This is a genomic window from Eubacterium sp. ER2, from assembly GCF_000765215.1.
Classification (GTDB): Bacteria; Bacillota; Clostridia; order Lachnospirales; family Lachnospiraceae; genus Claveliimonas; species Claveliimonas intestinigallinarum.
Genome location: NZ_JPJE01000001.1, coordinates 1 through 24,070, shown reverse-complemented (window position 1 = coordinate 24,070; position 24,070 = coordinate 1). Strand labels below are relative to the sequence as shown.

27 protein-coding genes are annotated in these 24,070 nt (G+C 50.3%); 14 read left to right on the top strand and 13 right to left on the bottom strand.

Annotated elements, in window-relative coordinates; translation table 11 throughout:
- The first annotated feature begins 4 nt into the window (after positions 1–4).
- From NI21_RS15940 to NI21_RS0100120, 3 genes are all read left to right on the top strand, one after another.
- Complete coding sequence (locus NI21_RS15940) at positions 5–2,062, top strand: serine/threonine-protein kinase (RefSeq protein ID WP_052083717.1); 2,058 nt, start codon at positions 5–7, stop codon at positions 2,060–2,062.
- A gap of 237 nt (positions 2,063–2,299) precedes the next feature.
- Positions 2,300–2,647: a hypothetical protein gene (locus NI21_RS0100125; RefSeq protein WP_033124209.1), complete on the top strand. Its 348-nt coding sequence runs from the start codon at positions 2,300–2,302 to the stop codon at positions 2,645–2,647.
- 174 nt (positions 2,648–2,821) lie between these two features.
- Positions 2,822–3,646, top strand: a complete 825-nt coding sequence (locus NI21_RS0100120; RefSeq protein WP_033124208.1) for a glycosyltransferase family 8 protein — start codon at positions 2,822–2,824, stop codon at positions 3,644–3,646.
- 107 nt (positions 3,647–3,753) lie between these two features.
- Here the strand turns inward: NI21_RS0100120 and NI21_RS0100115 are convergent, their stop codons facing one another.
- Positions 3,754–4,635, bottom strand: coding sequence for a LysR family transcriptional regulator (locus tag NI21_RS0100115; RefSeq protein WP_033124207.1), 882 nt, complete (start codon positions 4,633–4,635; stop codon positions 3,754–3,756).
- Positions 4,636–4,741: 106 nt separating this feature from the next.
- Between NI21_RS0100115 and NI21_RS0100110 the strand changes: the two genes are divergently transcribed.
- The 3 genes from NI21_RS0100110 to NI21_RS0100100 are packed head-to-tail and all read left to right on the top strand — an operon-like array spanning position 4,742 to position 6,362.
- On the top strand, positions 4,742–5,302 hold the full coding sequence (locus NI21_RS0100110) for a chromate transporter (protein WP_033124206.1): 561 nt from the start codon (positions 4,742–4,744) through the stop codon (positions 5,300–5,302).
- A gap of 2 nt (positions 5,303–5,304) precedes the next feature.
- A complete protein-coding gene (locus NI21_RS0100105; RefSeq protein WP_033124205.1) occupies positions 5,305–5,868 on the top strand; it encodes a chromate transporter in 564 nt (187 codons plus the stop codon).
- A 5-nt stretch (positions 5,869–5,873) separates the two neighbouring features.
- A complete protein-coding gene (locus tag NI21_RS0100100; RefSeq protein ID WP_033124204.1) occupies positions 5,874–6,362 on the top strand; it encodes a hypothetical protein in 489 nt (162 codons plus the stop codon).
- A gap of 92 nt (positions 6,363–6,454) precedes the next feature.
- Here NI21_RS0100100 and NI21_RS0100095 read toward each other — a convergent pair whose 3' ends face one another.
- The 10 genes from NI21_RS0100095 to NI21_RS0100050 form a co-directional block, all read right to left on the bottom strand.
- Entirely contained in the window at positions 6,455–6,727 is a 273-nt protein-coding gene (locus tag NI21_RS0100095) for a helix-turn-helix transcriptional regulator (protein WP_052083705.1), read from the bottom strand.
- 76 nt (positions 6,728–6,803) lie between these two features.
- Positions 6,804–8,804, bottom strand: a complete 2,001-nt coding sequence (locus NI21_RS0100090; protein ID WP_081957905.1) for a heavy metal translocating P-type ATPase — start codon at positions 8,802–8,804, stop codon at positions 6,804–6,806.
- A 21-nt stretch (positions 8,805–8,825) separates the two neighbouring features.
- Complete coding sequence (locus NI21_RS0100085; RefSeq protein ID WP_033124203.1) at positions 8,826–9,047, bottom strand: cation transporter; 222 nt, start codon at positions 9,045–9,047, stop codon at positions 8,826–8,828.
- A gap of 198 nt (positions 9,048–9,245) precedes the next feature.
- Positions 9,246–10,166 carry a radical SAM mobile pair protein B gene (locus NI21_RS0100080; protein ID WP_033124202.1) on the bottom strand — a complete coding sequence of 307 codons (921 nt, stop codon included), beginning with the start codon at positions 10,164–10,166 and terminating at the stop codon, positions 9,246–9,248.
- Positions 10,151–10,843 (bottom strand): radical SAM mobile pair protein A, encoded by a 693-nt coding sequence (locus NI21_RS0100075; RefSeq protein ID WP_033124201.1) that lies wholly within the window; start codon positions 10,841–10,843, stop codon positions 10,151–10,153. The genes NI21_RS0100080 and NI21_RS0100075 overlap by 16 nt, the downstream gene beginning before the upstream one ends.
- A gap of 18 nt (positions 10,844–10,861) precedes the next feature.
- On the bottom strand, positions 10,862–11,293 hold the full coding sequence (locus NI21_RS0100070) for a MarR family transcriptional regulator (RefSeq protein ID WP_033124200.1): 432 nt from the start codon (positions 11,291–11,293) through the stop codon (positions 10,862–10,864).
- Between the two features lie 56 nt (positions 11,294–11,349).
- The gene (locus NI21_RS0100065) at positions 11,350–11,853 is read right to left on the bottom strand and encodes a flavin reductase family protein (RefSeq protein WP_033124199.1); all 504 of its coding nucleotides are present in this window, start codon (positions 11,851–11,853) and stop codon (positions 11,350–11,352) included.
- A 78-nt stretch (positions 11,854–11,931) separates the two neighbouring features.
- A complete protein-coding gene (locus tag NI21_RS0100060; protein ID WP_033124198.1) occupies positions 11,932–12,243 on the bottom strand; it encodes a TIGR04076 family protein in 312 nt (103 codons plus the stop codon).
- Between the two features lie 44 nt (positions 12,244–12,287).
- The gene (locus NI21_RS0100055; protein WP_033124197.1) at positions 12,288–13,151 is read right to left on the bottom strand and encodes a patatin family protein; all 864 of its coding nucleotides are present in this window, start codon (positions 13,149–13,151) and stop codon (positions 12,288–12,290) included.
- On the bottom strand, positions 13,144–13,623 hold the full coding sequence (locus tag NI21_RS0100050; RefSeq protein ID WP_033124196.1) for an Rrf2 family transcriptional regulator: 480 nt from the start codon (positions 13,621–13,623) through the stop codon (positions 13,144–13,146). The genes NI21_RS0100055 and NI21_RS0100050 overlap by 8 nt, the downstream gene beginning before the upstream one ends.
- Positions 13,624–13,719: 96 nt before the next feature.
- On the opposite strand from NI21_RS0100050, the gene NI21_RS0100045 reads away from it, so the two are divergent.
- From NI21_RS0100045 to NI21_RS0100035, 3 genes are read left to right on the top strand one after another with little or no spacing between them, the layout of a single operon-like run.
- On the top strand, positions 13,720–14,625 hold the full coding sequence (locus NI21_RS0100045; RefSeq protein WP_033124195.1) for an NAD-dependent protein deacetylase: 906 nt from the start codon (positions 13,720–13,722) through the stop codon (positions 14,623–14,625).
- A gap of 5 nt (positions 14,626–14,630) precedes the next feature.
- Entirely contained in the window at positions 14,631–15,482 is an 852-nt protein-coding gene (locus tag NI21_RS0100040) for an NAD-dependent protein deacetylase, SIR2 family (RefSeq protein ID WP_081957910.1), read from the top strand.
- Positions 15,479–16,474: an AraC family transcriptional regulator gene (locus NI21_RS0100035; protein WP_081957903.1), complete on the top strand. Its 996-nt coding sequence runs from the start codon at positions 15,479–15,481 to the stop codon at positions 16,472–16,474. Before NI21_RS0100040 ends, NI21_RS0100035 begins: the two co-directional genes overlap by 4 nt.
- 20 nt (positions 16,475–16,494) lie before the next feature.
- Here the strand turns inward: NI21_RS0100035 and NI21_RS16655 are convergent, their stop codons facing one another.
- Complete coding sequence (locus NI21_RS16655; RefSeq protein WP_156111845.1) at positions 16,495–16,653, bottom strand: hypothetical protein; 159 nt, start codon at positions 16,651–16,653, stop codon at positions 16,495–16,497.
- Between the two features lie 426 nt (positions 16,654–17,079).
- Between NI21_RS16655 and NI21_RS16650 the strand changes: the two genes are divergently transcribed.
- Positions 17,080–17,283 carry a hypothetical protein gene (locus NI21_RS16650; protein ID WP_147581150.1) on the top strand — a complete coding sequence of 68 codons (204 nt, stop codon included), beginning with the start codon at positions 17,080–17,082 and terminating at the stop codon, positions 17,281–17,283.
- 130 nt (positions 17,284–17,413) lie between these two features.
- On the top strand, positions 17,414–18,265 hold the full coding sequence (locus NI21_RS0100025) for an aldo/keto reductase (RefSeq protein WP_033124238.1): 852 nt from the start codon (positions 17,414–17,416) through the stop codon (positions 18,263–18,265).
- Positions 18,266–18,382: 117 nt separating this feature from the next.
- Here NI21_RS0100025 and NI21_RS0100020 read toward each other — a convergent pair whose 3' ends face one another.
- Positions 18,383–19,240, bottom strand: coding sequence for a LysR family transcriptional regulator (locus tag NI21_RS0100020; protein WP_033124192.1), 858 nt, complete (start codon positions 19,238–19,240; stop codon positions 18,383–18,385).
- A gap of 412 nt (positions 19,241–19,652) precedes the next feature.
- Here NI21_RS0100020 and NI21_RS0100015 point away from each other — a divergent pair, with 412 nt between their 5' ends.
- From NI21_RS0100015 to NI21_RS0100005, 3 genes are all read left to right on the top strand, one after another.
- Positions 19,653–20,576 carry a LysR family transcriptional regulator gene (locus tag NI21_RS0100015; protein ID WP_033124191.1) on the top strand — a complete coding sequence of 308 codons (924 nt, stop codon included), beginning with the start codon at positions 19,653–19,655 and terminating at the stop codon, positions 20,574–20,576.
- A gap of 170 nt (positions 20,577–20,746) precedes the next feature.
- Positions 20,747–22,060 carry an O-acetylhomoserine aminocarboxypropyltransferase/cysteine synthase family protein gene (locus tag NI21_RS0100010; protein WP_033124190.1) on the top strand — a complete coding sequence of 438 codons (1,314 nt, stop codon included), beginning with the start codon at positions 20,747–20,749 and terminating at the stop codon, positions 22,058–22,060.
- Positions 22,061–22,063: 3 nt separating this feature from the next.
- Positions 22,064–23,902 (top strand): bifunctional homocysteine S-methyltransferase/methylenetetrahydrofolate reductase, encoded by a 1,839-nt coding sequence (locus tag NI21_RS0100005; protein ID WP_033124189.1) that lies wholly within the window; start codon positions 22,064–22,066, stop codon positions 23,900–23,902.
- Positions 23,903–24,070: the final 168 nt, after the last annotated feature.

The window sequence follows — 24,070 nt, the reverse complement described above, 5'->3', positions numbered from 1 at the left end:
AATCATGGACAGAATCAATGAAATATGGCCCAAATGGCATACTGAAGAGCCCATCGGCCAGGGCGCCTATGGCCGGGTGTTTAAAGTAAGGCGGGAAGAGCTGGGGGAAGTTTTTTACAGCGCTGTCAAGGTTATCCGGATTCCCCAGGACGCAGGAGAGGTTCGGGAGATGATAAGCGACGGAATGACCAGCCAGTCCATCCAGTCCTACTATCAGTCTATTGTCAAAGGTCTGATGAACGAAATCCGGGTGTTGGAGACATTAAAATCCGCCGGAAATGTGGTCAATATTGAAGAATTTGAAGTCAGGGAGCGAGAGGATGGCATCGGTTGGGAAGTCTATATCCGCATGGAACTTTTGGAAAATCTGGACCTGTACCGGAGAAATCATCTGATGGGACTTCGGGAGACGGCAAAACTGGGGCTCGATATCAGCAGCGCCCTGGATTACTGCGAAAAATCCCGGATTATCCACAGGGACATTAAGCCGTCCAATCTCTTTGTGGACGGATACGGCAATTTTAAGCTGGGAGACTTTGGAATTGCGAGGCAAATGGAGAAAACCCAGAGTACTCTGTCGCGGAAGGGGACGGAGATGTATATGGCGCCAGAACTTGGTTTTGGAGAGAGCGGCAGCAGCTACAATGTGGATATCTATTCTCTGGGGTTGGTGATGTACCGGTTATTAAACAGGAATCGTATGCCCTTTGAGCCACTTCCTTCTGAAAAGGAAACATTGTTTCCCCGGGACAAAGAAAATGCCCTTCTTCGACGGATTCAGAAGGAGTCGTTTCCTGCCCCGGCGGACGCTGACGAGGAATTGGGACAGATTATTTTGAAAGCAAGCGAGCCGGATAAGACCAGAAGATATCAGCATGCCAGGGAGATGCATCGGGATCTGGAGAACTGGTTCCGGGAGCGGGAAGCGGAAAACGGATTTCGGGCGGAAGAAGAAAGCCGGAAGGTATTTCTGCAGGAGGCGGCAGAGGCTGCCGGCGCTCCGGAACCTTCTGGGGCCCAGGACCGGGATTTTCAGGAGGAAAAGACGGTATCTGTATTCATGGAAAGACAGGAACAGCCGAAGCAGGCGTCCGAACCGGATATAACGCCGGGCTTTCAGTTCCATTCCCGTACGGAGCCCGAGGAGGGAGAAAAGAACGGAACCGGGGATTCCCGGAAGAAAAAGCCCTGGTGGGCCCTGGGAATTGCGGCTCTGTTCATAGTGGCTCTAGTGGTCTTTTTCGTAAGCAGAACGGGAGTACCGTCGGAGGAGGAGGCACAGGCGACTTTGCAGGAAATTGGGTTGGATGAAGGCCTTTTTACGGAACTTCCGCTGACCGGAACCCAGGAAGAAATCGAGGACTGGCTGGCTGCGGCTGGTTACGATTGTAACGAGTCAGATGATGGAATTACCTTTACTGCCGGAGACTGGCATGGGAGAATTCACAATAGATATCTGACTATAGTATGGAATAGTGCGGAGGCAGGTGAAGCAGACCGGGCAACGTTTAATGCTCTTTTTGGCTATTTTAAGCATGGAGACTATGAGGAAATTTATGCAGAAGAATCCGAGGATTATTATTCATTTGGGGATGAGACAAACAATTATACTATCCAATATAACAGTGAATACGGAAGCCTTTCAGTTTCCAGACAGGGAATTCCTGAGATTGATACATTTTCGGTGGACATCCTGCCCCAGGTCATTGCCGAATGTCCAGTGTCCAGTCTGGAAGAAACCTGCCAGTGGCTGGATGAGAACGGATATCCATATACAGAAACAGAAACTTCGGGAGTAGAGATTCCGGCTTTTGGGGAGGAATATATAGACATCAATTTTTATGAGGATTTTACTTCCACCTATTTTTATATCCCGGCCAGCAATACTCAAGACGTATTTGAGACGTGTGTGAGCCAGATGGAGGAGTATTTGGGTACGTCTGGGAGCTGGGATGACCTGGCGGATGGGGAAAAATGGAGCATGGAATGGAAAGGAAGAACCATTTCCATAGATTACACGACATCATATAAGGCTGTTTCCATTGATTTTTCCCAGGAGTAATTTGTTTCTTAGTGTAATCGATATGTGCCGGGTATTTGATGTAATATGCTTAACAAGACAACCGGGATAGAGGAAGCCTGTCTGCTCCGGGCAAGATGCAAAATTTAAGAATTCTTAAACATTTTCCCAACATTATTTAAAAAAAATCTCCTGTATATTTAAGTCATCAAAGAGAGAAACCGTATTTGGCGGACTCATGAGAAGCTGTGTGAAGCTTCTGCAGTGGGAGGGAAAAAGATGAATATGAGAAATTTTGTCATGAGGGAGAAAGAGTCCCGGGATTATCTCATCTCAGAGAAAAATGCGCAGATTGAGATACGGGACGGGTTTAACAGCAACCTGGTGATCCAGCACTATACAGAGAGCAGAAAGGTCATCATCTACATCCCGGAGGGATGGCAGAAGACCATCACCGTGGAGGTCAACAGCGGAACCATCTGCTGCCATCAGCGGGAGCCCTACAGAGGGCTCAGACTCTCTGTGAAAAAGGGGGAAATACTCTACGGGGAGGACAGGTCCAGATCCCATCCCTCCTCCGCCACGCCCTCGCCCCACTCCGATTTGTCCCGGCTCCGGGCTCTGTAAAAGCCGTGGCTCTCACTCTGCTTGTACATCTTCGGCTTCAGCATGAAAATGAGAGAAGGCTGTCTTGACATTTCAGGAAATCTGTCTATACAGATTGCATATATTGAGAATGGCGGGCAGATGCCTGTTCTGGTATAAAAAATATAGAATGACGCGAAAAAGGGAGGATTTATTTTGAATATCCTGATCACTCTTGATGAGAATTATTTTCCTCAGCTCCGCGTGCTGCTCACATCGCTGCGGCTGAATGATCCGGGGGAGCATTTCGACATCTACCTGCTGTACAGTGACCTGCCGGAGCATATGCTGCAGGCAGTGGAGAGATGGTGCCGGGCCGCGGGATACGAATTTCACCCCATCCGGATGGACGGGAACCTGTTCGGGAGCGCTCCTGTGAGCAGCCGTTATCCGGCGGAGATGTACTATCGTCTGCTGGCGCCCCGCCTGCTGCCGGAGGAGCTGAACCGGATCATCTATCTGGATCCGGATATACTGGTCATCAATCCCCTGCGTCCCCTCTGGGAGACGAATATGTCCGGGTGGCTGTTCGGAGCCGCCGCCCACACGGGAAAGACAGAGCTGGCCAACGATGTGAACCGGCTCCGGCTGGGAGTGGAGCACGATTACTACAATTCCGGTGTGCTGCTGATGGACCTGGAGCTGGGGCGTGAGGAAATCATCCCGGAGAAGATTTTCCGTTATGTGGAGGAGCACCGCATGGAGCTGGTGCTGCCGGATCAGGATCTGTTAAACGCCATGTTCGGGGAGCGCATCTTCCCCCTGGACGACGCTGTCTGGAACTACGACGCCCGCAACTACAACAACTACGTCATGAGGAGCTCCGGGAAATACAATGTGAAGTGGGTCATGGAAAACACGGCCATCCTGCATTTCTGCGGAAAGGCGAAGCCCTGGAAGCCGGGCTACATCTACCGCTTTGGGGTGCTGTACCAACACTATGAGCAACTGGCCGGACGCTCCTGGCAGCCCTATCTGTAGCTGCGCTATATACTTACAGGTTTATACAGGGAAACTAAACGAGCCTTCTTTGTAGGAGTATCGGTTTACCCTGGAGTGCCCCATATAGGGTCAAAGCAAGCCACCGGCTAAGCCGGTGGCCTTGATTGACTGCACAGATCAATAAAGGTCTTCATATTCTCAGTCAGATATTTGCTTTTGTGACAGATGATATTGAGCTTTCTTGTCAGTGGCTGAGGAAAGGGGATCATCTTTACGTTATGCTCGTCTATGTTTTTCTTGACCAGCAGACAGGGAAGAACTGCTACTCCAAGTCCTTCGGAGACGCCGCGGATGATAGCCTGTGTACTGGCGCTTTCCCAGAGAGGATGTACAGTGATCTGCCGTAATGCAAAACATGCATCTAAAATTTCTCGCCCGGCGCTTCCATGTTCTCTCATAAGAAACGGATATTCAGCCAGCTGCTCTAAAGTAACCTGGCTGTATTTTGAAAGAGGATGGTCTGGCGCTACGATGGCCTGCATATAATCCTCCATAAAAGGGTGGGCTATGATGTCCGGAGATTCAGGCTGCGTTTCGATCAGCCCGATATCGATGTTATTATCTAAAATATACTGCTCAATTATGGAAGAGCTTTTGATCATTACTTCTATACGAAGCTCGGGGAACAGAGCCTGATATTCTTTCAGAAGCAGAGGAAGAATATGAGTGCCGATAGTAATACTGGCTCCGATACGGATGACGCCCAGTGTATCCCAGTTGCGTATCTTCTTTTCCATTTCTTCAAACATAGACACAATATGCAATGCATATCCATAAAATTCTTTTCCTGTCTCTGTCGGAAAAATCCGGCGTCCAAACCTTTCAAACAGACGAATTCCGTAATATTCTTCCAGTTCCTTGATGGCAACGCTGACAGAAGGCTGCGCAAGATGTAGTTCATCTGCTGCTTTTGTGATATTGCTGTGGCGGAATACTGTTGTGAAGATCTTCATATGGCGAAGAGTCATATAAACGTCCTCCTTATATAAGAAAATAGCTATCTATTTAATAGAATAATAGTATTTCCATAATAAATCAAGAAGAAATATACTTAAGAGGAAGGAGGGAAAAGCAATGGAGAAAAAACGGACTATTTTACTCAAAGTATTTGTATCTACTTTATATCTGAGTGCCTTTACATTTGGCGGCGGCTATGTGATTGTGACTTTGATGAAAAAAAAGTTTGTAGATGAGTATCACTGGATTGAAGAGGACGAAATGCTGGATCTGACTGCAATCGCACAATCCGCACCAGGAGCGATTGCAGTCAATGGGGCAATTGTTGTTGGGTATAAGCTGGCGGGAGTGGCGGGAGCTTTGACTGCGATTATAGCTACGATTATTCCACCGTTCTTTATCATTTCTATCATTTCGATTTGTTACAGTGCATTTCGCAATAATTTGATTGTGGGGAAAATGTTGGAAGGCATGCAGGCGGGGGTTGGCGCAGTGATTGCAGCAGTGGTATTTGAGATGGCGGGGGGAATTATCCATGGGAAAAATCCGGTATCTGTGATGATCATGGTGCTTGCGTTTACAGCAGCTTGCTTTATGAAAGTAAATGTGATCTATGTGGTCCTTGTCTGTGGACTGATAGGTATTATAAGGACACTGGCAGAAAAAAGGAGGAAATAACAATGGTTTATCTTGAATTATTTTGGAGTTTTCTTCAAATTGGGCTGTTTAGTTTTGGGGGAGGATATGCTGCTATGCCGCTTATCCAGGGGCAGGTTGTTACAGAGCATGGGTGGCTGAGTATGGCTGAATTTACAGATTTGATCACAATCTCTCAGATGACACCCGGACCTATTGCCGTCAATTCGGCAACTTTTGTGGGGATTAAGATTGCCGGGCTTCCCGGGGCATTGGTCGCCACTGCGGGTTGTATTCTACCATCCTGTATAATCGTTATGCTGATTGCCAGGCTATATCTGAAATACAGAAGAATGGAAATGCTTCAGGGAATTCTGAATTCACTCAGACCGGCAGTTGTGGCAATGATTGCATCAGCAGGAGTATCCATTCTGATTACTGCATTCTGGGGAAATGAGGGAAAGATCGTCCTGGCAGAGACAAACTGGTTAATGGTGGGTATATTTGCGGCAGGTATCTTATTGCTTCAGAAATGCAGGATGAATCCGATATGGGTCATGGTTCTGGCAGGAGTGGCCAACACAGCAATATCTTTGATCGGAGGATGAGAAAGATGAGGTTTGTCATAAAATATGGAATGGAAAAGTACAGGATATATGATGAAAGTAAACATCTTGCAGGAATAGTGGAAAGAAGGCTGTCCACCAATAATCAGCTGACAGTAAACTGCATGGATCATAAGACTGCATATACCGTCAGCCGGGGAGATGGTGAAATTATAATCAGCGGAGAAGAAGTGAAAACTCTTCATTGCAGGCTGCAATATCCGGCAGATAATCAATATACTCAGACAGCATATTGGAGACCTCCAATGGCTGTGCAGACTGATATTGTAATCCGCGGCAACAGAGTGACTGTCCGTCAGTCACGAAACAGAAGGTTTCAAATTTTCCTGAATGGGAAAAAGGCAGGCGAGATGGATCATATGATGTCAGTGTCAAAGGAGCTCTTTCTGGAAAATGACATTTTGAAGCAGTACAGTGGTCTGATTTTTGCAGTAGGTATCCTGATGCTCCATGATGATGATATAGAAATTTTATAGAGAATTTATAGAGAAGAAAGAGGACTTTCAAAAAGGGCAGAACCGGTTTTTTGGTTCTGCCCAGAGTGATTGATGACGCATGTATATCTGCTTTATTCAGTATCCAGAAATTCCTGCACATGCTCGCATCCCAATTCGAGGATTGACCGGACATGCTCGTCATCTAATTGATAAAATATCTCTTTTCCATTGCGCTGCCGTTTTACTAAACCATTCATACGCAGTATCCGCAGGTGGTGCGAGACCGCGGGTTCGGACATCTGCAGTTTCTCTGCTATGTCTTTGACACAGGCGTCGGATAAAAAGATCTGAAATATGATCCTGACCCGGGAGGGATCGCCGAGAGCCTTAAACAGCTGGGTCAAATGCTCCAGGGCTTTATTGTCGGATGCATATAATGAATTCCTGTCCGTCTGAATTTCCTCCTTTCATCCTGCCGCATCAGAGATTTTTCACAAACAGTGCTCTGATGGCATTGAATACCGCTATGATCATGACGCCTACATCGGCAAACACGGCCAGCCACATGTTTGCAAATCCAAGTGCTACCAGAACCAGGCAGATCAGTTTGATGCTGATCGCAAAAACGATGTTCTGATAAACGATGCGCAGACATTTTCTGGAAATCCGGATCGCCTTGGAGATCTTAAGCGGGTCATCATCCATCAGGACGATATCAGCTGCTTCAATGGCCGCATCGGATCCCATGGCGCCCATAGCGATACCGATGTCTGCGCGGCGGAGAACAGGGGCGTCATTGATTCCATCCCCGACAAACGCCAGTCTGGATTTTTCGGGTTTTGTCTTCAGAAGCTCTTCAACCTTTTCAACCTTATCGGCGGGAAGCAGCTCGCTGTAAACCTGGTCTATGCCCAGATCTGCTGCAACCTTGTCAGCGACCTTTTTCGCATCCCCGGTCAGCATGACTGACTTTTGAACGCCGGCAGCCCTGAGAGCCCTGATCGCTTCCCTGGAGTGGGGCTTTTCGATGTCAGAGATTACAATGTGTCCTGCGTATTTTCCATCGATTGCCATATGGATGATCGTGCCTACACTGTGGCAGGGAATGTACCTGATCCCAAGGTGATCCATCAGCTTATCATTTCCGGCAGCGACCTCAACTCCATCCACCTTTGCAATGACGCCGTTTCCGCTGATTTCCCTGATATCTGACACGCGGCTGCGGTCAATCTCTTTCCCATACGCCTTTTGCAGGCTTTTGCTGATGGGGTGGGACGAGGCGCTCTCTGCCAGAGCTGCATACTCGATCAGCTTTGCGTTTTCCATCTCGCTATGATGGATGCCGTTTACCTCAAATACGCCTTTTGTCAGAGTTCCTGTCTTGTCAAATACAAGGATTTTTGTCTTGGACAGGTTCTCCAGATAGTTGGAGCCCTTTACAAGTACGCCGGCTTTGCTGGCTCCTCCGATCCCCGCAAAGAAGCTGAGCGGGATACTGATGACCAGGGCACAGGGGCAGCTGGCTACCAGGAACGTAAGAGCGCGGTAGATCCATGTCTCCCAACCGGCAGACAGGCCCAGTCCAAATATACGGATCACCGGAGGCAGGATGGCAAGAACCAGAGCTGCGTAGCAGACAGCCGGTGTGTAGATCCGGGCAAACTTGGAGATAAAGTCTTCGGATTTTGATTTTCTGGAGCTTGCGTTCTCCACCAGATCCAGGATCTTGGAGACAGTGGACTCACCAAACTCTTTGCTGGTTTTAATCTTCAGCACGCCAGTCATATTGATGCAGCCGCTGATGACCTCGTCTCCAGCCTTTGTGTCCCGTGGAAGCGATTCACCGGTAAGAGCGGCAGTGTTTAAGGTGGAAGATCCCTCTACAACCGTTCCGTCTATCGGAACCTTTTCGCCGGGCTGTACGACAATGATACTTCCCACAGCCACTTCATCGGGATCTACTTTTTCCAGCCTTCCGTCCTTTTCAATGTTGGCATAATCAGGACGGATATCCATCAGATCGCTGATATTCCGGCGGCTTCTTCCTACTGCGTAGCTCTGGAACCACTCGCCTACCTGGTAGAACAGCATGACCGCGATTGCCTCCAGATAGTCGCCGTTCTCGTAGATCGCCAGGGCGAAGGCTCCGACAGTGGCTACCGCCATCAGGAAGTTTTCGTCGAACACCTGCCCGTTTCGGATGCCCTTAAATGCCTTTCTTAAAATGTCATAGCCAATAATGAAATAATCCACTAAGTAGCATGCCAGCCGAACCCATCGCCCGGCAGCTCCCAGCTGATCAAAAGCCTCGGCTCCCAGATACTGCAGCATAAGCAGGATCAGGCTGGCAGCCAGGATCCTTCCCAACATCACTTTTTGCTTTCTGGTCATACCGCTGTTGTTTTTCTGCCCGATCAGGAGCAGGACTACAGCCAATACAGCGACAACAGCCAGCAGACCCGTTTCAATCCATTCCTGCATTTTTATTTTCCTCTCTATAATTTATTTCAGAAAAATCTCACAATCCGGTTCCACCTTCTTGCAGGCCTTGATAACAGCCGGCATAACAGAAGCAGGATCCTTTCCCTCGTTGAATTCTACGATCATTTTCTGTGTCATAAAGTTTACAGTTGCGTTCTGCACACCCTCAGTCTTTTTGGCGGCATTTTCCATAAGATTTGCACAGTTTGCACAGTCTACATCGATTTTGTAAGTTTTCTTCATGATAAAAATCTCCTTTATTTTCTGTTTTTTTGTTTCTGATTAAACGCTTGCTTAATCGTTGCCTTTATGATATTCACAGTGCATTACAAAGTCAATAATTTGCCCTTTTATCCTTCCGTTTGGGATATAAGGACTTCCGTTTGGGCTATTTTGCAACAAAAAAAGAAGGATCATCCACACAGAGTCCTTCTTTCTGCTTTATATTCTTGTTTTTCGCTTGCCGGTATTTTCTGACCCTCTGATTTCCTCGTGATAAAAATAATCAACGATCACAGGATGCCCTTTCTTGGCCCGGCCGTAAGGCAGCTCATTGTCTACAAACAGACAGTCATTCTGTTTTGCCATCTGTTCGGCCTTCTGTTCCAGCATTTGAAAATAGCTGCGGTCTTTTTTATTGTAAATGGCATCATAGAGCGGGAAAAGATTTGGATATTTTTCTTTAATATATTCCATAATGTCTTTTTTAAATCCGCCCCGGAGATTGAGATTTTCCAGCCATACAAGGTCACACTGGTTTCTGACTTTTTCGAAAATTGCTTCAAAATCAGTGATACCGGGAAATACAGGAGAAATGAAACAGACGGTTCGTATTCCTGCATCATATACCTGCTTCATTGCCGTCAGCCGACGCTCTATACTGACTGCATGATCCATATCCGCCCGAAACTGTTCATCCAGCGTATTTATAGACCAGGATACGGTGACCTTTTCCATCGTTTTCAGAAGCTCCAGGTCCCGGACAACCAGATCAGATTTTGTACAGATAAGAACCTCCGCGCCACTTCCTTTCAACTGTTCCAGAACCCTGCGTGTGTTTCCGAAGTGTTCTTCCTGTGGGTTATATCCATCGGTAACCGAGCCAATGACTACTCGCTGGCCTCTGTATTTCCATGGATTTTTGATCTCCGGCCAGCGCTTTATATCAAGAAAAGAGCCCCAGGGCTCAGTATGGCCAGTAAAACGCTTCATAAATGAGGCATAGCAGTATTTACAGCCATGGGTACATCCGACATAGGGATTTACAGAATATCCGCCCACAGGCAGAGTAGATTTTGTCATAATATTCTTTGTTTCCACTTCCCGGATCAGAATATTGTCTTCCTTTACTTGTTCTTCCATGCTTTTTGCTCCTCCAAAACATCATAATATGCCTGTGGCAACTCCTGGATCATCTGATCTTCTCCCATGACAGGAAGAAGATCTTCTTTCATAAACACAGGAATGTCGTGACTATGCGCCTGATCCGTGAGATTTCGGACCCATTCCGGCTTTGACACGGATTTCCCTTTTCGACGTCCGGTTTCCGTACCGATTACGATCCATTCGATTCCGGTAAAGTCCACCTCGCCGATATCGTCAAACATAGGCTCAAAGCTGACCTGGTAGTGCTTCCCTTTTATGTTTTTACGCATAGCCTGAATTCGGTTCTTTTCTTTTGCTGATGTGACCGTAACACCGAACCAGACATTGTCCAGGTCAGTAGAAAAACGGATTTTTTCAGGGCGCTTTGTCAAGAGAATATACTGATGCTGGGGATTTTGTGCCATTCTCTCAAATATTTCCCTTTTCCATTCGGGCTCCCAGTCAGAAAAATCGCTCATTCCTGTGAGCAGCAGATTTTGGGGACGTTTTCTGTCCATCAGCCTCAGCTTACCAGGAAAGTATTCCGGCCTGGAAAAATCCTCTGTCATATGGAAACGGCGGACATTATTCCTGGCATAGCAGTAGCTGCATCCAATCGTGCAGCCGATCACCAGATTCATATTCTGGATTTGGTCTTTGATACAAACAGCCATTTGGGTCACTCCATTATACTATAATTGTTCTTCGACATTATGAAGGATTCGCTGCAGATAGTTTTCGCACTGGTCGATCTCATCTTCGCTGAAGCCCTTATAATATATGTTTTCTATTTCTTCGGTCACTTCGTTATAATCCTTTTCCAGAGCTCTGGCGTTATCTGTCAGGAAGATCAGAATCTTTCTTCGGTCTTTATCTCCGCGGTCTCTGTAGATCAGCCCAGCGGACTCCATCCGATCCAGCATACCAGTCAGAGAAGTCATCGCCAGGCCTGACTGTTTGGAAAGTTCTCTGATCGGAATACCATCTCCCTGCCACAGAATGTATAGAAGATTGCCTTGAGCTCCGTTAAATGCATCAATATTCTTATCGTCAAGAATATGTTCAAACAATCTTCCTCCGATATGTTTGATCCTTGAAATTAAAAAGCCAGCCTGTCTACTCATAAATCACCATAACAGGCAGCCATGTACTCATGCCTGCCTGTCCTTTCTGTAAATTATTATTTTTTCTGTGCCTCCGCAAATTCCGCGTAACCGTTCCATGCAAAAACTGCTTCGACATTTTCGTCGGCGAATACATTCTTCACATCACAAACGTGAATAATATGATCGTCCGCATCCACTGTCTGGGAGACAGATGCATGGATTAAAAGCCGGCAATTCTTCGGTGCCTGGATCTCAGTTCCCTCCACTTTTTGCATTGGGATGCCAAATTTTTCTGTTTTGTCCACATCTCTTCCCGAACTGGTTCCACAGCCGATAAGTGCATTGACGAGTTCCATTCCTGGTACTGCCACTACAACTTCCTTGTTCGCAGCCAAAAGTTCCAGCGTATATGCCCCTTTATTTAAAGAAAATATAATCTTCCCAGGTGAAGTAGAAGCATAAGTCCAGAATGCGAGAGTCGCAAGGTTGGCAGTGCCGTCCGGTTTCTCAGTACAGATGAATGTGATCGGATTTGGCGAGGTGTAAACAGGTGCTGAAGCAATTTCAATTTTTTTCATAGTAATCTTCCTTTCAAACATATTATACTATAAAAGATAGTACTATATAGTAATATTTAAGTCAATACTATTTTCAAATTAATCGATCGCTTCCATCAGGAAAATTACAGGCCGCACGCCGTCCGGACAGGCGGCCACACACACTGAGTCGTCTTTCAGCCAGGTTCCTCTTGGCTGGAGCAGTTCTCCCTTTGACAGGCTCTCTGCAAAGGGAGCAAGGAATTGCCAGGCAACACTGCACATATTTTCAGGACGATGAATACCGTCACTGTAAAGCACCTGCCCTTTTTGATGCCATGGGCAGGGACCCAGACCGGGGACGGCATACATCTTTTCCAGCTCCTTATCTACTTCCGCTTTTAATACAGTAATCCTGATTTTCTTATTCATGTCCAATTATCTCCTTTTATCTTATAAACTTTATCTCATAAACTTTATCTCATAAACTGCTGCAGCACATCCTGCTGAGCTGAGAAATCCTTCAGACCCAGATCGTATAGCTTTCTTTCAGTCTCCTCGTCCATGGAGTAGGTTCCTACCCGGACCGGCTCGCTGGGCGCAAAGATAAATGCTTTTCCGGCTTTTTCCAGATCAAATACTTCTCTCTGATTGGTCAGATATGTAAGATGTCTCTGATCAATGGCCTCTATGATTTTTGGGTATTTCCGGCAGAGGCGGGAATACAGGAGCCGCATGCCCTGAGGCTTTCTCACATAATCCCGCTGCTTGGACAGGATGACCACCAGGCGGTCGCAGCCCTCCTCCAGAGCGCGGCGCACCGGGATGGCGTCGGAGATGCCTCCGTCATAGTAGGGGATACCGCCTATCTCTACCGGGCGGCAGGCCGCGGGGATGGCGCTGGATGCCATGATCGGCCGGTAGTCGTCCTGCTTCATGTCCTCTTTGGCGAAGTAGGCGGCTTCCCCGGTCAGGGCATTGGTGGCCACGACCTCATATCTGGCGGGATTTCTCATGATGGCCGCAAAATCCAGCGGATCCTTTCCCGTAGAATTGGTCAGTTCCCCGTAGATATACTGCAGGCCAAACAGATTGCCGGTCTTCAGCAGGCTTTTGATCCCGAAATAGCCTGGGGAATGAATGTGGTCTGTGAAAAAGCGCAGATTGCGGCCCTTCTGTCCGGCCATAAAGGACGCCACGTTTCCGGCGCCTCCGGAGACCCCGATACAGTAGTCAAAGGTAATCCCCTGGTCGAGAAAGGCGTCCAGTATTCCTGCGTTGTACGCGCATTTCATACCTCCGCCCTCCACTACAAGTCCTGTTTTTTTCTTCTCATTCATCTGCAAGTCCCTCTTTTCCAATTTCTGCCTGATCAGTGTCTATGGGCAGATTTTTGATTTTCTCGTGATAGCGGTCAATGATATCCTGAAGGGTGATCTCCCTCATTTTCTGCTCTGCGGTCTCCTGGATTTCTCTGTAAAAATCTCCGATGGAGAGCTGTACGTGGATCCCGATTCCACATTCCGGGTTGGTATCTACATCCAGGTGGAGCAGAGGCTTATCACCCTCCACAGCCCGGTAAATGTCCAGCATGGTGATCTGATCAGCCGGCCTTGTCAGGCAGGCGTTGGCCTGTCCCTGTGTGTTGGAAATGAGTCCGGCTCTTTTTAATGCCGCCATCAGCTGCCGGATATAGGCGGGATTTGTCTTCACGCTCTCGGCGATCCTGGTACTGGTCAGATGCTCCTTCTCTCCCAGAGCGATAAAAGCGAGACAGTGGATCGTGTCACTTAGCTTTTTGGAATATTTCATTTGTCACCTCAAAAATTTTGCTTGTAATTTATAATTTAACATGTTACAATCGCCATGTAATTTTAATAATAACAACTGAATGGAGGAAAGTCAATCATGCAGATCATGCAAAATCCGGTTTTGAAAGATACGCATATGAAAAATGTGCAGACTCTGGTCGATAAAATAAATGGGGCAGAGGCTGTTTTGGTGGGAGCGGCTGCGGGAATGTCCGCATCCTGCGGCTTTAATTTCTTCTATCAGAACGATGCTATGTTTCAGAAATATCTGGGTGACTTCCATAAAAAATATGGATTTACAGGGGCTTTTAATGGATTTTACTATCACTATCCTTCGCCGGAGGCCCGCTGGGCGTTTCTGGCCCGCATGGGTTACATGGAATATGAATGTCCCACCGGGCAGCCCTATTATGACCTCATGGAGCTGCTTCGGGGAAAAAACTACCATATCATGACCACCAACCAGGATTTCCAGTTTACCCGTGTGGTCCCGGAGGAAAAACTGAGCGCGATCCAGGGGGACTCCCGTTATTATCAGTGCAGCCGGCGCTGTCATGACCATATTTACTATAATAAAGAGTTGGTTTATGCTATGAATGAGGCCATTGATGAAAATCTGTGCATTCCTGTGGAAATGATTCCCCGCTGTCCCAGATGCGGCGCTCAGATGGAGCCTTGGGTACGGGGCTATACGTTTCTGGAGGGTGAAAAATACAGGGAGGAATATCGGAAGATCAATGAATTTCTCGAGCAAAATAAGGAGAAGAAAATCCTTTTCCTGGAGCTGGGAGTAGGGCGCATGACGCCCATGTTCATTCAGGAGCCCTTCTGGAATTTGACGTACTCTCTGCCGAGGGCGTTTTATATTACGATCAATCCCAGGGATGCCCTGCTCCCCGGAGAATTAGAGAAGAAGGGCCTGGCTGTAAAAGAGGATATCGCCGCTGTCCTGCGGGACGCCGTGGAAATCCAAAAAGGTGAAAATAGAACAAAGGGGCAATGAAGACTATGGGTGAAGCATACAAAAAAATCTATAAAGAGATCAGAGACGCAGATGCGCTCCTGATCGGCGCCAGCAATGGGCTGTCGATCTCAGAGGGATACAATATCTTTGCGGATGACCGGTGGTTCCGGGAGAACTTCAGGGATTTTCGCGCCAGGTACGGCATCAGGAGCGTACTCCAGGGACTGTTTTTTCAGTACCCATCGGAAGAGACAAGGTGGGCCTTTTTCAGCCGGCTGATCAGCAGGAAATGTTATCTGGAGCAGCCGGGCTCTGTGATGAAGGATCTGTATCGCCTCGTCGGCCAGAAGGACTATTTTGTCGTGACCTCCAACGGGGAGGATCATTTCGTGCCCGCGGGATTCAGCCGGGATAAGATCTTTGAGATGGAAGGGCGCCTCACCCAGTCCCGGTGCCGGAATGGCTGTGAGGGAGTACTGTATGAGAACCGGGATGAGGTCCTGAAGATGGCCGGGGCTGAGAGGGATGGGGTTGTTCCCGCGGAGCTGATCCCCCGATGCCCGAAATGCGGCAGCCCTGTGACGGTCAATATGGCTGACAGCAATGCCTTTTTCCAGACAGAGCAGTTTCAGAGGAAAATGGCAGACTATCAGAATTTTATAAAGCAGTATCACGGGAAAAAGCTGGTGATTCTGGAATTTGGCGTTGGCTGGCGCAACCGCATGATCAAGGAGCCTTTCATGCGGCTTGCCGCCTCTGAACCGGAAGCGGTCTATATTACCTTCAACAAGGGAGAAATCTATATCCCGGATGAGATCAGAGGGCGATCCATAGGAGTGGACGGGGATATTGCCGCGGCTCTGGAGGAGATTTTGAAAACAGGTGAGGTGCTATGAAGAAAAATACGATTTCTATTATCCGTCATTCCGGGGTGGGACAGGAGCAAAGCCTGCTGGTCGGGCAGCTCCGGGGCAAATCCGAGGGAAAAGGAAGGATTGAGACATTTTTTCTATATCCCGGCATCGAGGCGTCATACAATGAATTTCAGGCTTCCAGCTCAGAGTTCCAGCATGAGGCATCTGACAGGATCATGGAAATTTACTACTGCAGAAGCGGAAGGATCGGCTGGAATATGCGCCATGGAGTTTCCGTTTACCTGGGAGGCGGGGATATGACTGTGCACAGTGCTTCGTGCTGTTCCCAATCAGATATGATGTTTCCGCTGGGATATTCAGAAGGGATTGCTGTATCTGTCGACTTTTCCGTGCTGGGAAGAGAATGCCCGGAGATATTAAAGGATGCCGGCCTTGACCTGAAACGGTTTCAGACAAGGTACTGCGGGGAAAAGCCTGTCGCAATTCCCGGAAGCCCGGAGCTTGAAAGCATTTTTGCACCGCTGTTTTCCGTTCATCCCGGACAGAGGCGCCCCTATCTGAAGCTGAAGGTACAGGAACTGTTCCTGTATCTGGACAGCCTTCAGTTTGAGGGGAGAGAGTTAAGCCAGTATGCCTCAGAGCAGACAGACCTGATCAGAGAGATCCACGATCTTTTGACAGAACACTTGGAAAAAAGGTACACGATAGAGGAGCTGTCCCGGCGTTATCTGATGAATACTACTATGCTAAAGGAAGTCTTTCGGAGAGTATACGGACTTCCCATTGCAACCTATATGAAGGAGTACCGGGTCCATGAGGCAATGAAGCTTCTGCGTGATACAGATGAAACGGTTGGGGCGATCGCCGGGAAAATGGGCTATGAAACTTCCGGAAAATTCAGCAAGGCATTTAAGGATGTCGCCCAGATGCTGCCAACTGAATATCGGAAGATGCATAGGAAGCAAGTGAAATATGTCGGCATAGCCGCGAAGATGCCTTCCGCAAAACGGTAAAATGGATATGGAAAGCAAATTTATTTCAGCCCTCCTGCCTTTAATTTTTCAGTGACCCGGTGATAGACGGGCATTTCCACACCGCAGGCCGCAGCCACATCCCTTCCGTCCGCGGTAAGAAAAGCGCCGATGCTTTCGCCGGTAGCGCCGGCTCCTGCAATTACATATTTTAATTCCATAATCAATACCGTCACAAATAATAGTTGACTGAGTCCTCATTTAATATAAAAACTATATTGTGGATTGAGTCAACTATTTGAATGGGTATAAAAAAATTCTTTTCATGACAGTGGGATGTACTATAATTCCTATCGGAAACAAAAGAGGACAAAGGGGAAGGAGGAGCGGCCTTATCAAGCCGCCTGGAACGATCGATGTAGAAGGAAGAAAACGATCTTTTGATTTACTTGGGCGCGGCAGTTTTTTTCGTGCTGGCTGTCACACAGTCGCAGAAAAATATACTCCCTCAGGTCGCCGGCGCCGCTATATATGTTCTTGCTGCTCTCTCTGACTGTGGCCTACACGGTATACAACGGGGGTATCGGCATTATGAGCCAGTCCGCGTAATTAAGAAAGAGCTGTCTGACATCCGGGCAGACGGCATTTTGCTCCTGCTTCTTAATCTGGCTCTGAGCGGAGTGGCCGATGCGCTGGTGTCCATGCTCACCCTGCAGTCCACGATGCTGGCCTCATTTCAGAAAACGAGCAGCGTGGATGCAAACAGGATGAACGGGATCACCGGACTGGCGGTCTGCGTGCTCATATCGCTGCTGGGAGTGAGCTTGATCTGCTATGCGTCTAAGTTATAGACGTGTGCCGAATTGGCATTGTACTTTTCGGACCAAACCTCCTACAATATTACCTGAAGACAGGAGAAAGGTTCCTGTGCAGGCAGTGAAACTGGATTTTCAAATATTCATTTTCAAGGAGGAAAAGAACATGGAATTTGTGACATTGAATAACGGAGTAAAAATGCCGCTGGAAGGCTTTGGCGTGTTCCAGGTGCCGGATCCGGCGCAGTGCGAGCAGGCGGTTCTGGACGCCATCGCCAGCGGATACCGCCTCATCGACACGGCGGCCGCCTACATGAATGAAAAGGCAGTGGGAGAGGCGATCAAAAAGTGCGGCGTCCCAAGAGAAGAGCTTTTTATCACCACAAAGCTGTGGATACAGGACGCAGGCTACGGGGAGGCGAAGAAAGCCATCCAGACGTCCCTTGATAATCTGGGCCTTTCCTACCTGGATCTGTACCTGATCCACCAGCCCATGGGCGACTACATCGGAGCCTACAGAGCCATGGAGCAGGCCTATAGGGAAGGCAAGCTGAAGGCCATCGGCGTGTGCAATTTCTATCCCGCGCGCCTGGCAGACTTCTGCGAGACAGTGGATGTGATGCCGGCCGTAAACCAGGTGGAGCTGCATCCCTTCTTCCAGCAGGAGGACGCCCTGTCTCTCATGAAGGAGTACGGAGTCGTTCCGGAGGCCTGGGGCCCCTTTGCCGAGGGAAATCACGGCATCTTTACCCACCCTGTGCTGACGAAGATCGGGGAGAAATACGGCAAGAGCGCGGCCCAGGTAGCCCTGAGATGGAATGTGCAGAGGGGCGTGGTGGTCATTCCCAAGTCCGTGCACCAAGACCGCATAGAGCAGAACATGGACATCTGGAATTTTGAGCTTGACGCAGAGGATATGGCTGAGATCGCGAAGCTGGATCTGGGACACAGCGAGATCGTCAACCACGATGACCCGGCCTTTGTGAAGATGCTGCATGGCATGAAGATCCACGAGTAAGAAAACCAGAGGTACCGGTCTGCGGTGTGTCCTTTTTCTTCCCGGACGCACGGGGCCGGTCCTTTTTTCTGCGTGGCGATAGCGCGTGATTGAAACCGGCGGCGGGCGTTAGTGCGGTCAGCGGGAATGGGCGGCGCGGATATGCTCGAAGACCTGGCGGAACCTGGCCTTCTCAGCCTGCAGGCAGGTGCAGTGGTAGGTGACGCTGGCCTCCGGGTCAAGGATGGGGATGGCGATGCGGTCTGTCACTTCACCTGTGTGCTGTATTATGTAGTCTGTGGTGAAGGCGGGAAAGGCAGAGTTTGCCACCAGCTCCCCCAGCACGTCTATGTCCTGCTGCAAAAGAAAGCGGGCGGAGGGCATTTTCCGGCGGCACAGCTCGTCCCAGAACCCGATCTGGGAGTAGAGGAGAAAGGTCTGGCCGTCCAGATCCTTCAGGTAGAGGCCGTCCGCGTCCGCGAGAGGATGCACAGGAGGCAGGGTGACATAGAGATGCTCGCTCTCCATGGGGACAGAATAAAAGTCCTCCCCCTCCGGCTTTTCGTGGAGAATGGCGATCTGATATCTCCCCTCCCGTAAATATTCCGGTAGGCGGGGATCACCGGTCAGCTCGGTGGAGATAGTCATGCCCTCGTACAGGCGGGACAGGAGCGTGGCGAAATCCGGGATCAGCACAGGGGCGCAGGATCCCACGCAGATGGTCCGCCTTTTCCTGTCAAAGTCCCGGAGCTGCTGGATCATGGACTCCTCCTGCAGGAGCAGGTTCCTGGCGTATCTCACGGCCAGCTCCCCGGTCTCGTTCAGTGTCAGCCGGCTCTTCTGGCGCTCAAAAAGGGAGACTCCAAGCTCCTCCTCCAGCCGCTGCATGGAGCGGCTCAGGGCGGGCTGGGAGATATGGAGCTGCTCCGCCGCGGCGGACAGAGTGCCGCAGTCGGCAAAGGCAGCAAGCTGTTCAAACAGATGGATTTCGATCATGGATGTCCTCCTTTAAAATGCGTGGACAGATTTTGTTTTATTTTACAGTAATCAGAGATTTATTACAAGCGACGGGAGGAAAACAAGATGGACTCTGTAGCTCTGAGAAATGGAGCGAAAATGCCGCTCCTGGAATTCAGATGCGGTTCTCGCATCTGCGTTCTACTGTTTTCATCCCGGTTTCAGGGCGGATTTTCACTTTTCAAACCGTGCAGTTTTTACGGTACAGACGCAAGAGAGCACAGGGGAGGGGATGCCGTTGGTGGCGGGACATAAGGCATATATAGTTGCATAAATGAAAGAATTTATATTATACTGAAGGAGAACATATGAGGTGCTGGAATAGGGCCGACGAGGCAGCCGGGCCCGGGAGGAGGGGCCGCAGGTAGAAAACGGAAGAGAGAGGGAGACAATGACACTGACACAGTTAAATTATATCATCACCATAGCAGAAACAAAGTCCATCAACAAGGCGGCGGAGCTTCTGTATGTCTCCCAGCCCTCACTCACCAGCGCTGTCCGGGAGCTGGAAAAAGAGCTGGGGATCACCCTGTTCTACCGCAGCGGGCGGGGAGTCACTCTGACAGGGGACGGGGCTGAGTTCCTTCTCTATGCCAGGCAGCTCTACGGCCAGTACGAGGAGGTCATGGAAAAATACGGAAAGGGAGGCTCCCAGAAGAAAAAGTTCGGCGTCTCCACCCAGCACTACTCGTTTGCTGTGAAGGCCTTTGTGGACATGGCCAAGGAATTTGACATGTCCAAGTATGAATTCGCCATCCGGGAGACAAGGACAGCGGAGGTGATCCGTGATGTGAGTACCATGAAGAGCGAGATCGGCGTTTTGTACCTGTCTGAATTCAATCGGAAGAGTCTGGAGAAGATGCTCAGGTCGGCGGGGGTTGTGTTCCACCATCTGATCGACTGCCAGGCCTTTGTTTACCTGTGGAAGAACCATCCTCTGGCCGGGGAGGAGTCCATCCGGTTTGAACAGCTGGAGCCCTATCCCTGCCTTGCTTTTGAGCAGGGGGATGACAGCTCCTTCTACCTAGCGGAGGAAATCCTGTCCACCAATGAGTATCCCCGTATCATTCGGGCTAACGATAGGGCCACCATGCTGAACCTGATGGTGGGACTGAAGGGCTACACCCTCTGTTCCGGCATCATCTGTGAGGAGCTGAACGGAAACGAGTTTGTGGCAGTGCCCTTCCAGGACGACGAGGAGAACAGAAACAGTACCATGGAGATCGGCTACATTGTCAGAAAGAACATGATCCCCAGCAGGATGGGGGAGCTCTATATCCAGGAGCTGAGGAAGTACCTGGGGACAGGACAGTGAGACCTGCGGAGGATAAATACAGACAGACCGGTTATAGCTTGAAACTATAACCGGCTATTTTTTTTCTGTATTAGCCGGAAAGGACTGGCCGTGGTAGGATAGACCCAGACAGAAACAGGCCCAGACAAAAGCAGATACAGACACAAATAGAAAAAGAGGAGGAACCTACCATGAAAGATGTAAGAAATACAGAAAACTGGAGCTTTGAGACAAGGCAGGTGCATATAGGACAGGATCAGCCGGATCCGGCCACAGGAGCCCGGGCCGTGCCTATCTATGCTTCCACGTCCTTCGTGTTCCAGGACTGCCAGCATGCGCAGGATCTGTTCAGCCTGGAAAGCGGCGGCAATATCTACGGGAGGCTGAACAATCCCACGGAGGAGGTGTTCGAGAAGAGAATCGCTTCCCTGGAGGGCGGCACGGCGGCTCTGGCGACAGCCTCCGGCGCGGCGGCCATCACCTACACCTTTCAGGCTCTGGCAAAGGCGGGGGAGCACATTGTGGCATCCAGGACTATATACGGCGGAACCTACAATCTTCTGGCCCACACCCTTCCGCAGACAAGCGGCATCACGGCCACCTTCGTAGACCCGGAGGAGGAGGGAGCCTTTGAGGCGGCTATCCAGGAAAACACAAAGGCCATCTTCGCGGAGACGCTGGGCAATCCGAATTCCAACCTGGCGGATATCGAGGCGCTGGCCGGGATCGCCCACAGGCACGGCATTCCCCTGGTGATCGACTCCACCTTTGCCAGCCCCTACCTGGTGCGGCCCATCGAGTACGGGGCGGACATTGTGGTCCACTCCGCCACCAAATTCCTGGGAGGACACGGGACAGCTCTTGGGGGAGTCATCGTGGACGGCGGAAGCTTTGACTGGAAAGCGTCCGGCAAATACCCCTGGCTTTCAGAGCCCAATCCAAGCTACCACGGCGTATCCTTTGCCGAGGCGGCGCCAGGCAGCGCCTTTGTCACCTACGTCCGAGCCGTGCTTTTGCGGGACACAGGGGCCACACTGTCCCCCTTTCACGCCTTCCTTCTCCTCCAGGGGCTGGAGACCCTCTCCCTGCGGGTGGAGAGACATGTGGAGAACGCGCTGAAGGTGGTGGAATACCTGGCAGCCCATCCCCAGGTGGAGGCTGTCCATCATCCTTCTCTTGACAGGGAGCCCACTCATGCTTTATATAAAAAGTATCTGCCAAATGGAGGCGGCTCTATTTTCACCTTTGAGATCAGGGGAACGGAAGAGGACGCCCGGAAATTTATCGACAGCCTGCCCATCTTCTCTCTGCTGGCCAATGTGGCGGACGTAAAGTCCCTGGTGATCCATCCGGCTACCACCACCCACAGCCAGTGCACGAAGGAAGAGCTGAAGGAACAGGGAATCCGGCCCAACACCATCCGCCTGTCCATCGGGATCGAGCGGGCGGAGGATCTGATCGCCGCTCTGGAGACGGCCTTCCAGGCAGTTAGAAACGGAGATTGATCAATGCAAAAAGAGACAGATTTCAGAGAATTGTTCCGGTCAGGCCGGCTTGTCACAGACGGCGCTATGGGAACCTACTACAGAGAAATATACGGGGGAGGCAGCCGCTTCCCGGAGCTGGACAATGTGGCGGCGCCGGAGAAGATCGAGGCCATCCACCGGGAATACATAAGAGCGGGGGCGGACATTCTGCGGACCAACAGCTTTGCCTCCAACACAGAGACCCTGTCCCAGACCTGGGGGGAGGCCTCCCGGGAGGAGCTCCTGGGGAAGGTGTATGAAAATGTCCGGGCAGCCTGCTGTATCGCCGGGGAGGCGATTGAAAAAGAGGCGCCCGGAAGACCGGTTTACATTGCGGGAGACATAGGACCCATACCGGAGCACGGAAGCGGAGAAGAGGAGGCCGGCGAGCAGGAGATACTGGAGGAATACAAGACGATTGCAAGAGCCCACCTGGATGCGGGGGTGAAGCTGATCTGGTTCGAGACATTTTCTGATTTTAAGAGAATTCTCCCTGTGGCCCGGTGGATCCGCTCTGTCAGCGACGCCTTCATTATGGCCAGCTTTTCCGTCAACATGTACGGCTATACCAACGCCGGGCTTGGCGCGGCGGATCTGGTCAGAACAGCCAGAGAGAGCTCGGAGATCGATGGCATCGGCTTCAACTGCGGCGTAGGGCCGGCCCATCTGGCAAAAGTGCTGCGCAGGCAGGATTTCGGCGACCTGGTGGTGTTCGCGGCCCCCAACGCCGGCTATGCGGATCGGATCCAGAATCGGAACGTATACAGGGATAATATCCTCTATTTCGGGGAGGCCATGGAGGAGATCGCGGGGCTTGGAGTCAACATTATCGGCGGCTGCTGCGGCACCAGCCCAGCCTACATACGGCAGCTGTCCCGGATGCCCGGGGGAAGGATGATCCCCAGGCGGTTCACAGACCGGCCTGAGGAGAGGGCGGACAAGGATATCAGCTACAACAGCAACCCCTTCATCCGCCGGCTCTACTCCGGCGAGAAGGTGGTGATCGCCGAGCTGGATCCGCCCCACGACGGAAATGACGCCAGGATGATGGAGGCGGCGGCTGCCCTGAAGGCAGCCGGGGTGGAGATGATCACCTTCTCCGACTCCCCCATGGGGCGGATGCGGGCGGATTCCGCCATGTCCGCCGTGAAGGTGGCGGGCCGCCTGCAGGTGGAGACCATGCCCCACATTGCCTGCCGGGACAAAAATGTCATCGGCATGGGCGCCCAGATACTGGGAGCCTACATGAACGGCATCCGCAATTTCCTCCTTGTCACCGGGGATCCGGTGCCTTCAGGGGAGAGGGATGTGGTCACCTCCGTCTACGACTTCCACTCAGTGAGCCTTATGAAATACCTGGAGCGCATGAACAGGGAGCATTTTGCCCGGGATCCGGTGGCATACGGCGGAGCCCTCAACTACGGAAGGGCCAACCTGGACGCGGAGATCAGGCGGATGGAGAAGAAATGCGAGGCAGGCGCCTCCTTCTTCCTGACCCAGCCCATCTACTCAGATGAGGACATGGAGCGGATCCGGTATATCAAATCCCGGATAGACACGAAGATTATCTGCGGCATCATGCCCCTTGTAAGCTACCGGAACGCCCTGTTTATGAAAAATGAGATTCCCGGCATCAGCGTGCCCGACGAGATCATCGCCCGGTACGACAGGGACATGAGCAGGGAGGAGGCCCAGCAGGTGGGCGTGGAGATCGCCGTGGAGATCGCGGAAAAGCTCCGCGATATCACGGACGGATACTATTTTATGGTGCCCTTTAACCGGGCCGCCATGATCGCTCAGATTTTGGAGAAAATTCGCTGATCACGCAGAAACAGAAAAACTGGTACTTCATTCGCAGAGCATTTTCCTGTATACTGGAGAAGAACGAAAAAATCACAGACAGCAATTTGGTGATATGTCAAGAGGTGATAAAAAAAGATTTCAATGAAAACAGATAAAAAAGGGTACAACAAATAGGCCTGCGACAAA